General features: G+C 64.3%; 8 protein-coding genes. All 8 read left to right on the forward strand.

The window, feature by feature from the left end; all coding sequences use genetic code 11:
• The first annotated feature begins 32 nt into the window (after positions 1-32).
• The 8 genes from tssE (at position 33) to JI745_RS22820 (ending at position 14253) form a co-directional block, all read left to right on the forward strand.
• On the forward strand, positions 33-557 hold the full coding sequence (gene tssE, locus JI745_RS22785) for a type VI secretion system baseplate subunit TssE (RefSeq protein ID WP_201812097.1): 525 nt from the start codon (positions 33-35) through the stop codon (positions 555-557).
• Entirely contained in the window at positions 550-2454 is a 1905-nt protein-coding gene (tssF, locus tag JI745_RS22790) for a type VI secretion system baseplate subunit TssF (RefSeq protein ID WP_201812098.1), read from the forward strand. Before tssE ends, tssF begins: the two co-directional genes overlap by 8 nt.
• Positions 2418-3494: a type VI secretion system baseplate subunit TssG gene (gene tssG, locus JI745_RS22795; protein WP_201812099.1), complete on the forward strand. Its 1077-nt coding sequence runs from the start codon at positions 2418-2420 to the stop codon at positions 3492-3494. Before tssF ends, tssG begins: the two co-directional genes overlap by 37 nt.
• Before the next feature lie 47 nt (positions 3495-3541).
• Positions 3542-6256: a type VI secretion system ATPase TssH gene (tssH, locus tag JI745_RS22800; RefSeq protein ID WP_201812100.1), complete on the forward strand. Its 2715-nt coding sequence runs from the start codon at positions 3542-3544 to the stop codon at positions 6254-6256.
• Positions 6257-6387: 131 nt separating this feature from the next.
• Positions 6388-9297: a type VI secretion system Vgr family protein gene (locus JI745_RS22805; RefSeq protein WP_201812101.1), complete on the forward strand. Its 2910-nt coding sequence runs from the start codon at positions 6388-6390 to the stop codon at positions 9295-9297.
• Between the two features lie 14 nt (positions 9298-9311).
• Positions 9312-10292: a hypothetical protein gene (locus tag JI745_RS22810; RefSeq protein ID WP_201812102.1), complete on the forward strand. Its 981-nt coding sequence runs from the start codon at positions 9312-9314 to the stop codon at positions 10290-10292.
• Positions 10289-13276 carry a T6SS effector BTH_I2691 family protein gene (locus tag JI745_RS22815; RefSeq protein WP_201812103.1) on the forward strand — a complete coding sequence of 996 codons (2988 nt, stop codon included), beginning with the start codon at positions 10289-10291 and terminating at the stop codon, positions 13274-13276. Before JI745_RS22810 ends, JI745_RS22815 begins: the two co-directional genes overlap by 4 nt.
• On the forward strand, positions 13273-14253 hold the full coding sequence (locus tag JI745_RS22820) for a DUF6708 domain-containing protein (RefSeq protein WP_201812104.1): 981 nt from the start codon (positions 13273-13275) through the stop codon (positions 14251-14253). Before JI745_RS22815 ends, JI745_RS22820 begins: the two co-directional genes overlap by 4 nt.
• Positions 14254-14399: the final 146 nt, after the last annotated feature.

Consider the following 14399-nt stretch of genomic DNA (forward strand, 5'->3'; position numbering starts at 1 on the left):
GCCTATGCCGCCTTCTTTTTTCATGGTGATGCGTGCAAAGGTTTACCCCCTCGCTGCTGGACCGGCTCTTCGACGATTCGGTTGACACCAGCGCTGACCATCTGCAACGTGGCTTGACGCTCGAGCAGATGAAGGCCTCCGTCGCGCGCGACATCGAGTCGCTGCTCAACACCCGTATCGGCCCAATGCCGGAAGCGTTTTCGGGCTTGCCGCTCACGCGGGATTCCATACTCAGCTTCGGGCTCGACGACTTCGTCGGACTGAGCCTGAGCAACCCCAACGACCGCGCCACCATCTGCCAATCCATCCGCGAAGCCATCTTGCGGCACGAGCCTCGCTTGCAAGGCGTCGAGGTGACGATCACGCCCCACGCGGGCTTGCGGCAATTTCTGAACTTCACCGTGACCGCCATGCTGGTGCTCGACCCGACGATGGAGGCCGTCAGCTTTGATGCCTTGCTGCAACCTGTGACCCAGCAGTACGCGGTGTCTCACTCGCGCGGTTCTTCGTTGTCGCAGTCTTCATCTCCTGCGGGCAACACATCGGTCCATGGATAAGCTGCTGCCGCACTACGAGCGCGAACTGGCTTTCCTGCGGGGGGAGGCCAAGGAGTTTTCGCAGCGCTATCCCAAGGTAGCGGGGCGCCTTCTCATCGCGAACGGCGTCGCAGAAGACCCCCACGTCGAACGGCTGATCCAGTCGTTCGCGCTGCTGTCAGCGCGCGTGCAGAAGCGCCTGGACGATGACTTTCCTCTGGTCACCGAGTCGCTGCTGGAGGTGCTGTATCCCCACTACCTGCGGCCGTTTCCATCGTGCTCCATCGCCCAGTTCGATGCCGGCGACGCTGTAGGCCAGATGAGCGGCATGACCACCATCCCGCGCGGCACGCTGCTGAGCAGCCGGCCCGTGCGCGGTGTGGCCTGCAAGTTCCGCACAGTGTTCGATGTGCAACTGGGTCCTTGCACGGTTGCTGGCGCCGGCTACCGGCATGCGGTGGCCGCCCCTCAAGGTACGCGCCTGGTGCCCCAGGCCACCTCGGTGGTGTCGATCCGGCTGGAACTTCACTCGGGCCAGATGAACTGGTCGGACCTGCCGAAGCGTCTTCGCGTCTACCTTGATGGCGAGACTTCCCAAACCAGCGCCCTTCGCGAGGCGCTGTGCAACCGCGTGGTCGGTCTGCTGATCCAGGACACGCCTCACGGGCCTTGGGTGGGGCCGTTCCCCAGCCGCCCGGAGATGGCCGGCTTCGACGACGATGAAGCGCTGATTGACTACGACGAGAGGTCCCATCCTGCCTATCGCCTGTTGACCGAGTACTTTGCCTTCCCAGCGAAGTTCGACTTCGTCGACCTGCAGTTGCCGCCCCACGTGTTTGCCGCCATGTCCCGGTCGGCGCAGAGTGAACAAGCGGCCGGCCCGCGCACCATCACTTTGCACTATCTCCTGTCAGGCTTTCGCTCCGATTCCGACGAGGCGCGCCTGCTGGAAACGATCTCCGCCCGAAACTTCGGGCTCGGCTGTACGCCGGTCGTCAACCTCTTCCGCCAGAACGCAGACCCCATCCGGGTCACGCACGCTGCCGCCCAGTACCCGGTGGTGGTTGATGCGCGCCGGGCGTTCGGGTACGAGGTCCATTCGATCGACAAGGTGTTTCGCGTGAAGCAGACCCCGCAGGGCGAAGCCGTCGAAGAGTTCAGGCCCTTCTTCTCGCTGCACCACGGCGACATGCTGGGCGCCGGTGGCGGTGCTGGACTCGGCCAGGGGGAGCGCCGCCCGGTTCGCTATTGGCACGTGCAGCGCGACGACGCGGTGGCAGCGTCGAGCCCGGGCTACGAACTCGAGATGTCCATCGTCGATGCAGACTTCGAGCCGGCGCTGCCGCAAACGGACACCCTTTCCATCCAGGTGACGGCCACCAACCGTGACTTGCCAAGCCAGCTTGGATTCGGCGCTGTCGGGGGTGATCTCTTCATTGAAGGCGGCACCGTGGCGCGCGCGATCCGCATGCTGCGCAAGCCCACGGCCACCCACTCGTTCGAACGCGGCAGGGGCAGCTTGTGGCGGCTGGTATCGCACTTGTCGCTCAACCACCTGTCGTTGAGTGGCCGCGGCATCGAAGCCTTGCGCGAAATGTTGCGCCTCTACGACCTCCCGCAAGACGCCACCAACCGCCGGCAGATCGAAGGCTTGGTGTCGGTTGATTTCCTGCCGGCGACGGCCTGGTTGGCGGGCGAGCCGTTTGCGACCTTCGTGCGAGGCACGGAGGTGCGGATAGTGGTCGACGAAGAAAGCTATGTCGGCACCGGGCTCGGCCTGTTCGTCGCAGTGCTTGACCGATTCTTCGGCCTCTACGTGCACATCAACAGTTTCACGCAGTTGACCGTGGTGTCGTCGCGCACGCAGCAAACCCTTTTCAAATGCCCGCCTCGAAACGGTTCGACGGCCCTGGTCTGATCGACCAACTGCTGGCAGACCCCCACCGCTTCGAGTTCTTTCAGGCGGTGAGGTTGCTGGAGCTGGCTCTGTCTGACGGCCCGGCTCCGGCCTCGGAACTCGTGCCGCGGCAGCTCAAGTTCCGCAACTCTGTCTCGTTGTCGTTCCCTGTCAACGAGATTGAAGCTTTGTCGGTACAGCGCACCGAGGCTCACGAAGGGCAAGCCCAAGACCAGCCAATAGAGCGTGTCGAGATGACGCCCGCGTTTATGGGCTTGCTGGGCATGACGGGTGCATTGCCGTTCTCCTACACCGAGCAGATCGCGCAGCGTGAGCTGTACCAGCGCGACTTCGCTGCCCGCAGCTTTCTTGATCTGTTCAGCAACCGTGCGGTTGCGCTCTTTTACGCGGCCTGGAAAAAAAGCCGCCTGCATTTGCAGTATGAGTCCGACCGCAGGAATCGGTTTGCACCGATGGTGCTGGCGCTGGCCGGGTTGGGGCAGTCGTCGCTGCGCGATCGGTTGGGACCTGAGCAAGGAGGCGTGGGGGACGAGAGCCTTGCGTTCTTCGCTGGCGCCTTGCAGCACCGGGCGTTGTCCGCGAGCCAGCTGGCGCAGTTGCTTGCCCGCTACCTGCATGTACCGGTTCGCATCGAACAGTTCTGCGGGCGCTGGTACCCGTTGCCGGCGGGAGCGCGCACGGAGCTCGGCATCGGCAACGGCGTGCTTGGCCGCAATGCACTCTCGGGCGAGCGGGTCTGGCAGCGCGACTTGCGCGTCAAGCTCATCCTGGGGCCGCTCACGCACGAGCTCTTTCGGCGCTTCCTTCCTGGCGCTCCTGGTGCCACGGCCTTGCGCGAATTGACCACCCTGCTCAGCGGTGTGAGCCTGGAGTACGAGGTCAACCTCACGCTGCGCGCCGACGCAGTCGACGGCAGTACCCTGAGCTCGCGCCGCTCGCCGCTGGCGGGCCGACTCGGGTGGGACACCTACGTGCAGACCCGCCCTCAGCACGTCGACCGCTGTGACGTGCGCTATGAGATCCATGCCGCGCAGGCCTGAGCTTCACCCAAAAGAACCAACCTACACGTCGCTGTCATCGCCATCACATGTCCAACAACCTCAAGACCCTCATCTCGAAGCTCAACGACACGACCCGTCGCGCCGCTGAGCGCGCCGCCAGCCTGTGCATGGCCCGCGGCAACTACGAGGTCGACCTGGAGCACCTGTTCCTGGCACTCCTCGAGAGCCCGCAAGCCGACCTGTCCTTGTTGTGCAAGCGCTTCGGTATCTCGAGCACCGAACTCCAACGCGATCTTGAAAGCGAGATCGCCCGTTTCAAGACCGGCAACAGCCGCACCCCGGTGTTCTCCCAGCACCTGCCCGTGCTGCTGGAGCATGCCTGGCTCATCGCGTCGCTCGAGTCGCACACCAGCCGCATCCGTGGCGCGCATCTCCTGCTCGCACTGCTCACCGAGCCCAACCTCAGCCAGCTTGCGTTCCGAGGCTCCAAGCTCTTCGTCAAGTTCAAGCTCGATGAGCTCAAGCACAAGCTGCCGGAGCTGACCCAGGGCTCACAGGAAGCTGCCGAATCCGTGCGCGCAGTCGATGCGCCCGCTGCCGACAGCGAGGCCGATGCTGCCGAGCAGGCTGCAGCCCCCGGCAAGACCCCGGCGCTCGACCAGTTCACCACCAACCTCACCCAGCGCGCCCGCGACGGCAAGGTGGACCCGGTGATCGGCCGCGATCCCGAGATCCGTCAGTGCATCGACATCCTCATGCGCCGCCGCCAGAACAACCCCATCCTGACGGGCGAAGCCGGCGTGGGCAAGACCGCCGTGGTGGAAGGCCTCGCGCTGCGCATTGCACAAGGCGACGTGCCGCCGCCGCTGCAGGGCGTGGAGCTGCACACGCTCGACATGGGCCTGCTTCAGGCCGGCGCGTCGGTGAAGGGTGAGTTCGAGAACCGCCTGAAGAACGTGATCGACGAAGTGAAGAAGAGCCCGCATCCGATCATCCTGTTTATCGATGAAGCGCACACGATGATCGGCGCGGGCGGCCAGGCCGGCCAGAATGATGCGGCCAACCTCTTGAAGCCCGCGCTGGCTAGAGGCGAGCTGCGCACCGTCGCCGCCACAACCTGGGGCGAGTACAAGAAGTACTTCGAGAAAGACGCAGCGCTGGCGCGCCGCTTCCAGGTGGTGAAGGTCGAAGAGCCCACCGAGCCGCTTGCCGCCGCCATGCTGCGCGGGATGGCGCCGCTGATGGAGAAGCACTTCAACGTGCGCCTCTTCGACGAAGCGATCACCGAGGCCGTGCGCCTGTCCGCCCGCTACATCAGCGGCCGGCAGCTCCCCGACAAGGCCATCAGCGTGCTCGACACGGCCTGCGCCAAGGTGGCGCTCGGCCAGAACGCCACGCCGTCGATCATCGAAGACACGCAGCGCCAACTCGAACGCCTGGGCGCCGAGCGCGAAGCCTTGCTGCGCGAACAGGCGGCTGGTGCCGACCACGCGGCCCGCCTTGGCGAACTGAACGACTTGCGCCAGCAGTTGACAGACCAGGCCGGCGCGCTCAAGTCTCGCTGGGAGCGCGAGAAGGCGCTGGTGGCAGAGATCCGTGAGATGCGCAGCCGTCTGGAGTCGACGCCAGCGCCCGAGCCGGCCGAAGGTGCCGCAACCGAAGCGAAGCCCAAAGCCAAGGCGTCCTCCAAGGCGGGCAAGGCGGCAACCCCCGAACAAGCGGCGCTGCAAGCCAAGCTCGCCGAGCTGGAGCAACTGCAGGGCGAGACCCCGATGGTGCCGATGCAGGTCGATGGCACCGTCGTCGCCGAGATCGTCGCGGCCTGGACGGGCATTCCCCTCGGCAAGATGGTCAAGGACGAGATCAAGACGGTGCTCGGCCTCCTGCCCACGCTCAAGGAACGCATCATCGGTCAGGACCATGCGCTCGAAGCGGTGGCCCAGCGCGTGCGCACCGCGCGCGCCAACCTGGAAGACCCGAACAAGCCCAAGGGCGTGTTCATGTTCGTCGGCCCCTCCGGCGTCGGCAAGACCGAGACCGCACTCGCGTTGGCCGATGTGCTCTACGGCGGCGAGCGCAACATGATCACCATCAACATGAGCGAGTACCAGGAGGCTCACACGGTGAGCGGCCTCAAGGGCTCGCCCCCCGGCTACGTGGGGTATGGCGAAGGTGGCGTGTTGACCGAGGCGGTGCGTCGTCGCCCCTACAGCGTGGTGCTGCTCGATGAAGTGGAGAAGGCCCATCCCGACGTGCTGGAAATGTTCTTCCAGGTCTTCGACAAGGGCGTGATGGACGACGCCGAGGGCCGCGAGATCGACTTCCGCAACGCGGTGATCATCCTCACCAGCAACGTCGGCTCGCAGACGGTGATGCAGGCCTGCCTGAACAAGCCTGCCGAGGAGCTGCCTGATGCAGACGCCCTGGCCGAGCAGTTGCGCCCGCAGCTCTACAAGGCCTTCAAGCCGGCCTTCCTCGGCCGCATGAAGGTGGTGCCGTACTACCCCATCTCCGACGATGTGCTCGATCAGATCATCCGGCTCAAGCTCGACCGCATCGCCGCCCGTGTGGCGACCAACCACAAGGCCCAGTTCGACTACGACGAGGGCCTGGTTGAGGCCGTGCTGGCCCGCTGCACCGAGGTCGACACCGGCGCTCGCGCGGTCGACCATATCCTCAACGGCACCTTGCTGCCCGAGATCGCCGAAAGCGTGCTTGCCCGCATGGCGGAAGGGCAGGCCATCGGCCGCATCAAGGTCAGCGCGGGCAAGGACGGGAAGTTCAAGTACAGCGTCAGGTGAGGCGGTTGGCGTTACCAATGTTTACCTCCGTGGGTGTTGCTTCGTCCCTCTGAGGGATTGCCTGCACCCACGGCGCCCAGGGATGATTCATCCCCGGCGATAAGCGCCCGAGCCCCTAGCGCCCGCATCTCATGTCCGTCTTGTCTGCCGTTCAATCCGTGGTGCAAGCTGTGCTGGCCGCCCTCGGGCCCAGTCAGAACCAGCGCCTCCTGCGGCTGCACACTCCCCTCGGCCCGAATGTTCTCCTCGCTGAGCGCCTGGTCGGCACGGAAACGATCGGTCCGCGTGCACCCGGGGTTACGCCGGCCTCCGGTTTCAAGTTCGAAGTGCTGGCCCTCAGCACCAACGCTCATCTGCGTCTCAAGGACCTGATCGGCCAGCCGGTTCGCGTGGACCTGCTCACGGCGCAGAGTGCGACGACGCTGCGCCCGTTCCACGGCCATGTCACCGCCTTTGCGCTGCTGGGGAGCGATGGCGGCCTGGCCCGCTACAAGCTCACCATCGAGCCTTGGTTGAGTTTCCTGGCCCATCGGCAAGATGCTTGGGTCTTCCAGGACAAGACGGTCATGGAGATCGTCGACGAGGTCTTTGCCGACTACCAGGCCCAGGGCAAGCTCGCGCCCGTGTGGCGTTGGGATGTGGCCGACGCCAGCGTCTATGCCCGCCGCAGCCTCTGCGTGCAGTACCACGAGAGCGACCTCGCATTCGTGCAGCGTCTGATGGCGGAAGAGGGGCTCTTCTGCTGGTTCGAACATGAGGCAGGCGAAGGCGAAACGCTCGGCCAGCACACGCTCGTGATCGCCGACCACAACGGCTGCTTCCGGCCCAACGCGCAGTCGCGCGTGCGCTTCACCCAGAGTGCATCGGCAAGCTTCAAGGAAGACAGCATCACCCGCTTCGATGAAGCGCGCCGTGTTGCCCCGACGGTCCTGTCGGCTGCCAGCTGGGACTACCGTTCCGTGTCGCAGCCCGCGGCGGAGTCCACTGGCGATGAGCGTGTGGTGCCAGAGGCGCTGAGCTTGGCCTTGCACGACCAGCCTGGCGCCTACGCGTACGAGACCCCGTCTCAGGCTGAGCGTCTGGTGCGTCGCCATCTCGAAGCTCTGCAGGCGCCCGCGTATCGCTACCAAGGCGAAGGCTCGTGGCGTCATGCGACTTGCGGCACCACCTTCTCGCTCGCCGAGCACCCGAGTGTGGCCGCCGCCGACGAGTGGGTTGTGTTGACTGTGCAGCACCGTGCACGAAACAACATCACGGTCGATCTTGCGACCAGCCTGCAATCGCTGCTCGGCAAGGTGCCGCAAAGCTTTGCCGGCTCGGGCAGCGAAGCGGCGGTGGACGAATCGCCCAAGCGTGCTGCACGTCCCAGCCTGTTCCGTGGCCCTGCGAATCAGACCACCGAGCCTTTGTACCTCGCCCGCTTCTTTGCGCAAGACGCTGGCCTGCCGGTGCGTGGCGTTCCGTGCAAAGGCGAACACGGCGATCTGACGTTCACCCGTCCGCATGTCACCGGCACCCAAACCGCGATCGTCGTGGGCCTGGGCGAGCCTGTGCACACCGACCGCGACGGCCGGATCAAGATCCAGTTCCACTGGCAGCGAGGCGACCAGAGCGCGCTGCGTCTCGATCACGCATCGGGCAGCAACGCGCCGGGAGACGACAGCACCGGTACCTGGGTGCGCGTGGCGCAGCCCTGGTCGGGCGTCAACTGGGGCGGGCATTTCACGCCGCGGCTCGGGCAGGAAGTGCTGGTCAGCTTCATCGAAGACGACATCGACCGCCCGGTGGTGATCGGCAGCGCCTACAACGGCGTCGGCAGCGCCGATGCGCAAGGCAACCAGGTGGCTGCGGGCGCCGGCACGTCGACCGGCAACGCGGGCGCCTGGTTCCCTGGCACGCAAAAGGCGGGCGAGCTGGAAGGTCATCAGCATACCCAGGTGCTGGCTGGGTTCAAGAGCCAGAGCCTGGAGGCGAGCGCCAGCGGCACTGGCGGCTACAACCAGCTGGTGTTCGACGACACACCGTCTCAGGCGCGTGCGCAGCTTTCCAGCACCACGGCCTCGAGTTGGCTGCAGATCGGCCACCTGCTGCAACAGAACGACAACCAGCGCCTTGCCAAGCGAGGCCACGGGCTGGACCTTGGCACCACGGCCTATGGCGCAGTGCGAGCGGGTGCAGGGCTGTATCTCAGCGCCCATGCGCGAGCGAAAGGCAGTCTATCCAGTGGCCAACCGGCCGATGCGCGGGCTGCGGTGGCGCAGCTCGAAGCTGCTGCAGAGCTCACTCAAACACTCAACGAAACAGCACAGAAGCACAACGCCAAGCTGAGCGGAGAGCCGCAGCCGAAGGACTTGCCGGTACGCAAGGGTCAGCAGTCGAGCGTGGAGAGCCTGGGTAGCAACGACAGCCGGGGCGATGGGGCATCTGCCGAAAGCGGCGAAATTCCAGCCATCCAAGGTGGGAGCGGCAGTGTGAGCGCCTGGAGTCGCCCCGAACTTCTGGTCAGCGCGCCGGGCGGTGTCGGGAGCGCCACACCGGCTGACAACGTGGTGAGCGCTGGCACAAACGTAAGCATCAGCGCCGGCCAAGACGTCAACCTCGAAAGTCAGCGAAACACGGCATGGGCAGTGGAGAGTGGCCTGACCCTCTTCACCTATGGCAAGGCGCAGAACAATCACAAACCGAATGCCGAGACGGGCATGCAACTGCACGCGGTCAGCGGAAGCGTGAGCGTCCAGGCGCAAGGCAGCACGCTGCACTTCACGGCTGACAAGGCGGTGGCCGTGACGAGCGTGACCAGTGCAATCACCATCGGCGCGCCCAAGCACGTGCTGCTCACGGCGGGCGGTGCCTCCTTGCGCATCACCAACGGCAGCATCACGCTGACCACCAGCGGGACTGCGCAGTTCAAGGCGGCGATGAAGGAGTTGACGGGGGCGGGCAGCGCTTCGGCTTCTCTGAGCTTGCCAAAAGTAGGCAAGTTGTCGGAGTGCGCGACCGCCTTGGCTTCGGCAGGCGCGAGCGGCGCGAGCGCCATCTGATGCGTTAAGACCGCATGAGCGTCGACGCGTTGGCTGTCACCTTGGCGGCGTCATTGACATCGGGCATCCCGATGTTCGCGCTGATTGATCCACTGTTGGGCGAGCCCATTCCTCTTGAGCGGGGTGATGTCGCCGATATGGCCGCTTTGACGAAGGCACGAGAGCGGACATGGTTGCGACCTGTTTACTGCATCGAGTTGGCAGCAAGCATCCCCTTGCCTTTGCATCAACACCCCTACTTGGTAGAGATGCATGGTCCCGACGACCCCCAGCTTGCAGAAACGGTGGAGATGGCCGCCGAGGAGCTGAGCCACAGCCAACTAGAAGGTTTGCGGGCTTCAGGCAGTGCACCACACCGCATCGGCGGTTGGCTGCAAAGCAGCCTCGCGGCTCCGGAACTCACACGGGCGCTCAGCGCCATGATGCGGGTCAATACTCATGCCATCACAACAGCGCGCTATCAGCGCCTGGCAGATCGCCGTGTCTTGAGCTGGCTGCGCCAAGTGGTCGGTGACGCGCGAGTCGCAGGACAGCTTGGTCGCATCCAAAGCTGGAGCTACCTTGATCCTTGCGGGCATCTGGCGAGTCTCTGCAGCTCCGACGTATTGGCGATCCCGGTGCGCTTGACCCAAAGCGAATGGACAGAATTCATGAAAGGTGATTTGCTGCATCCTGCGGTGGCCCGGTGGTTGGGCGAGCGAGCGCTGCGTGCGACATCGGGCGATGCGAGTGCGCTCGAGACAACCAGCTGCTACCTGCAGGCGAACGCCGCGCTGGAGCGCGCGCAGGCCGCCGCGCGGCGCTGGCCCCACCGGTTCACCCGGTTGTCGGATCACGTGACCTGGGCCGTCTTGGCCTTGTTGCATCCCGACATTGACCGAAGAGCTGACGTGGCGCACTTGCTCAACGAGCGGCCCCTCACCAATGAACCCGTCGAAACCGTTGACGACTTGAGCGCCACACTCAGCGCCATCTGCCAGAAGGTCTCCACATGAGCACCCAACAAACACAGCAGGGCTGCGACGCCTGTAACAAGAGCGGTCTGTCGTTGCTGTTGTTGCGTCCCAGTCCTATCGCCACACACAGCGACATGCAGGCACCTGGCTCAGCCAACGCTGTGGCCGACGCTGCACTGGTCACCCCCTTTATCCCCGCTGGGCTCACAGAAAGCCGCCCTGTGCTGCGCCTGCTGCGGGAGGGCTTTGTCCACCTGTACATTCCGAGCAAGGATCTCTGGCGTTGCTGGCGCGTGACTGAGCACGCCGATGTGCTGGAGCAGAACCACCCTCTGTTCGCCACTCCCTCAGTCGATGCGTCGTGTTGCCGCAAGGGGCACAACACCTCGGGCTTCAAGCTCATCCATATCCCTCAGGCGCATGAACTCATGGGCCAGAGCATCTGGCTGGCCTTCAGTGCCAACCGATGGAGCGACAAACTCAAAAGCCAGAACAAGGCCAACCCCAAGGCCATGGTAGAGGTCAAGCTTGGCAGCACCACTGCCCCGGCCTTCAAACCCGATGCTCAGGCCCTCAAGCGCCAACTGCTCGAATGCAATGTAGGCACTTGGCGGCTGCCCAAGGTGGACGAGGGCTTGCAGCCCCTGTTTCGCTTCAACAGCCTGAGCGACGATGCTGAAGTTCAGCATCTCGCCCAGACCCTGCAAAACGCTGCATCAGTCCACCCCAAGACGCTGGGGCACGAACTGGCCGTCGTGCTGCCCGACCCTGTGGGCTATGCGGCGGAGCTCAACGCGTTGCGGCTGATCGCCGACAAGCGTGGCCAGCAATTGCCCTTGGAAGACCAGCACAAGCTGCAGAGCCACTTTGTGCTCAAAGGCTTGATCGACAACGTCGCTGACAAGCGGGCCCTGGACACCTGGGCCATGGTGATATCCAAGCGCGAATTCGACCGCATCACCCGTCAGCCTGCCATGAAGGGTCGGTGGGTGTCGCTGGATGGCACCGTGACGGTGGAGTCCAACGGCAGCACACCGCCGGGCGTGCGCGATGACGCGATGGGGCGCTACTGGATGGAGGGACGTGAGGAAGTGGTGGCCCAGAAGCTCCCCGAGTTCCAGGCCAAAGCCAAGAAAGAGATCGAGAAGGGCTACGACCCAGTGGCAAGCGAGCTGTGGCTCAGAGCTCTGGAAGACAAGACACGCAAAGCGCTCGAACCCTATGAACGGCAGTGGTTGGCCGGGCGTGACCATGCGGCTGTGGCGCAGTACTTTGCGCTGCACTTCGACGACGCTGAACGCAACCGCCCCAGCACAGTGCAACAACACAGCCCGGGCGACACCTACATCAGAGAGTCGGCGCACATCGACGGCCCGCCGCCGAAGACATCGGTGCAATTGCTTGATGCCTACATGGCGGCCTACTACAAGCAACCCGAAGATCCCCAGGCCTTTGCGGTGAGGGCCATGGTGGCCAACCAGAAAGACCTGTTCACCGAGTTGAGCAAGCAGTTGGCAGGTGATCCCAACGTGGACAAGGACGCCGAGGAGAAAGCTGCGGAAGAGGGTGAAGACAAAGTCGGTGGCATGCGGGACAAGTCGGTGGACTTCATCAAAGGGCTGCTCGAAGTCAAGGGCGAGCACTTCAAGGTCAAGTACAGCTGGCTGACCAACGCCACACTGAGTCTCGCCATGGGGCCGATGACCAACCTCAGTGCGGCTCTTACCACCTATTTCACTTTGGAAAGGGCAGATGCCCTCAAGGGGCGCCGCTGGGCGGCAGCACTGGCCATGAACGCAGCGGCCTGGTTCGGGGGCATGAACACGGCGCTCAAGTCGGCCATGGGCCAGCGCGTGGTGCGGCCCGTGCTGGTGAGCTTTTGGTTAGAACAAGGTATGGTGAACCGGGCCATCCTGGGGCCGCGTGGGGAGTTCCACGGCTGGATGGGTGCGCGTGTCGGTGGCAAGACGCTGGTCACGGTGCTCACCGACACCGAACGGCTGGCCAGCGGGCCGCTGGACATCAAGGCCCTGGTCACGGGCGCAGACGCTTCTAATGTGGCCCGAGGCAAAAAGGCCAGCGCCGCTCTGGCCGCGCAGGCCAGCGGCGCGATCGTGCTCAACGCAGCCACCGGTCTGACGCCGCAACAGGGCGCGGCCTTGTTTGCGCAGCAAGTGGAAGAGGCACGCAAGATTGGCGGCACCATTCGCGCAGCCCTCCCCCAGGGCGCCAAGGCCGTGACGATGAGCATTGATGGTCGCCTGGCCCTGGCCAGCGTGATCGTGCAGACCATCGGCATCATCAATGGTGCGAAGGCGGTGAACAAAGCCGAGGATGCCCTGAAGGCCGCAACCGACGCTGACCGTGCAGCCAAGGAGAAGGCGCTGCGCGATGCCAAGCTGGGCTACATGGACAGCCTGGGTGGTTTGGTGGCTGGGAGCCTGGATGCCATACGCGTGGCGGGCGAGGCCATGAACCTGCAGCGCGGGGCGGCGGCTGGGGCGACCGCGCTGAACTCGATTCATGCGCTGAAGTTCGGCGCGCAGGTGGCGGGCGTTTTTGGGGGAGGCTTGAATGGTTATGTGAGCTATTTGAAGGCTGGCCAAGCACGTAAGGACGGGACTGACTCTGTCGCGCTGTTGCACTACTTCGCTGGTTCTGCCTTTTATGGAACGGGAGCAACCGCGTTGGCTCCCGTCGCCGCCTCTGGTCTTAACTATCTGGCTGCCCGCCAAATCGGCGGCAAGATGGTGCAAGGTGCCGCTGTTCGACTCGCTGCTGGCGTGGCCGCAGGCGGGTGGGTTCCGATCGCCGGTTGGGTGTTGCTGGGGGTCGGGATCGCGGCCTCAGTTGGAGCGGCCATCTTGGAGCCCACTCCCCTAGAAGCTTGGGCTCGGCAAACGCCTTTTGGCAAGGGGCCGGGCGGGGAGAAATTCAAGACCTTGGAAGAGCAAAACAAGGCGTTGAACAAGACTTTGGGTCTTTCCGCCCAATCCGAGACAACTGAGGCCCGGGCGGCGTGAGCAACCCAGTCAAACCCCATGCGGTGTACGTACAGGACCTTCTAGCCGCGCCGCAGGTCACCACGAACGGTTGGGTACGGGGGGTCTACCAGCACGCCATCGAATACACCACATTTGACCGGAGCGTACGGGGGGTCCCATTTCTGTTCGGTGGAGTTGGTATTGCTTCGTTGGCATTCTTTGCCGGTGGAACGAGTTTCTCTCTGTTCGCAGAGTCAATTGCTGATGGCGGATCGTTGTTCTCATGGGCAACGTTGATCGGGACCTTGCTGTGGACGGGGGCTGCCCTCTTCGCCCTCATCCACTACGGCCGCCGTGAGTTCTTCCGTCCGCTGGACTTGCCCATCATCTTCGACCGCCAGCGTCGCAAGGTGTACCGCCTAGACCAAACACCACCCCGCGGCGTGTTCAGTGCCTTCAAGCCCTGGCCCATCCGCTATGTGGAGCACGACTGGGACGACATCGTGGCCGAGCATGGGGTGGTCACTTTCACAACGGGCAGCTCTGTGCACCGCCAGCACACCCTGGCCTTGATGGTGCGTGACAAGAATCCTGGCGAATTCAAGGGTGAGATCACGCCCGACAACACACCACCGTATGTCGATGGCTTCGTCTTCGGCGACCCAAAGACGCTCAGCGAATTGACGACGCCCCGCGTGTGGGAGCACGTGCGCCGCTACATGAACGAGAACGGCCCGGCGCTGCCACCTGGCGAACATTTGGCCGATACCAGCGTGCCCATGACCTGGTGGGACAGCTTGGACGCCGTCAGCGTGTTCGGCCCAGGCCATCTAAAGCGCTGGCGCGAGCGCTGGGGCTGGATGACGATCATGCATCTGCTCTCACCCCTGATGCTGCCCCTGGCCGTGCTGATGGCCACCACGAACTGGCTAAGCTACAAGACGGCGTATCCCGTGCAGTGGCCGCAGGAAGTGCGGCACAGGATCGGCCCCCCAATGGCGACCGGCTCAGTGTGATTTGAAGTGTCTCCCGCATGAACGGCGTGTCGGCTGAGTTTGGCTCAAACCCGTCGCACTGCAGGCCTTGTCCTACACCCCCACCACCCGGTCCCCCATTGGAGCCCGTGCGCCGCGCGCCTAGCATCTCCACATCAGCGTCACCT

Source organism: Piscinibacter sp. HJYY11, from assembly GCF_016735515.1.
Lineage (GTDB): Bacteria > Pseudomonadota > Gammaproteobacteria > Burkholderiales > Burkholderiaceae_C > Rhizobacter.

What these genes read in the sequence shown, in the direction of transcription:
- JI745_RS22815 (WP_201812103.1), top strand. Translation starts at nt 10,289, where the DNA reads ATGAGCACCCAACAAACACAGCAGGGCTGCGACGCCTGTAACAAGAGC.
- tssH (WP_201812100.1), top strand. Translation starts at nt 3,542, where the DNA reads ATGTCCAACAACCTCAAGACCCTCATCTCGAAGCTCAACGACACGACC.
- tssF (WP_201812098.1), top strand. Translation starts at nt 550, where the DNA reads ATGGATAAGCTGCTGCCGCACTACGAGCGCGAACTGGCTTTCCTGCGG.
- JI745_RS22805 (WP_201812101.1), top strand. Translation starts at nt 6,388, where the DNA reads ATGTCCGTCTTGTCTGCCGTTCAATCCGTGGTGCAAGCTGTGCTGGCC.
- JI745_RS22810 (WP_201812102.1), top strand. Translation starts at nt 9,312, where the DNA reads ATGAGCGTCGACGCGTTGGCTGTCACCTTGGCGGCGTCATTGACATCG.
- tssG (WP_201812099.1), top strand. Translation starts at nt 2,418, where the DNA reads ATGCCCGCCTCGAAACGGTTCGACGGCCCTGGTCTGATCGACCAACTG.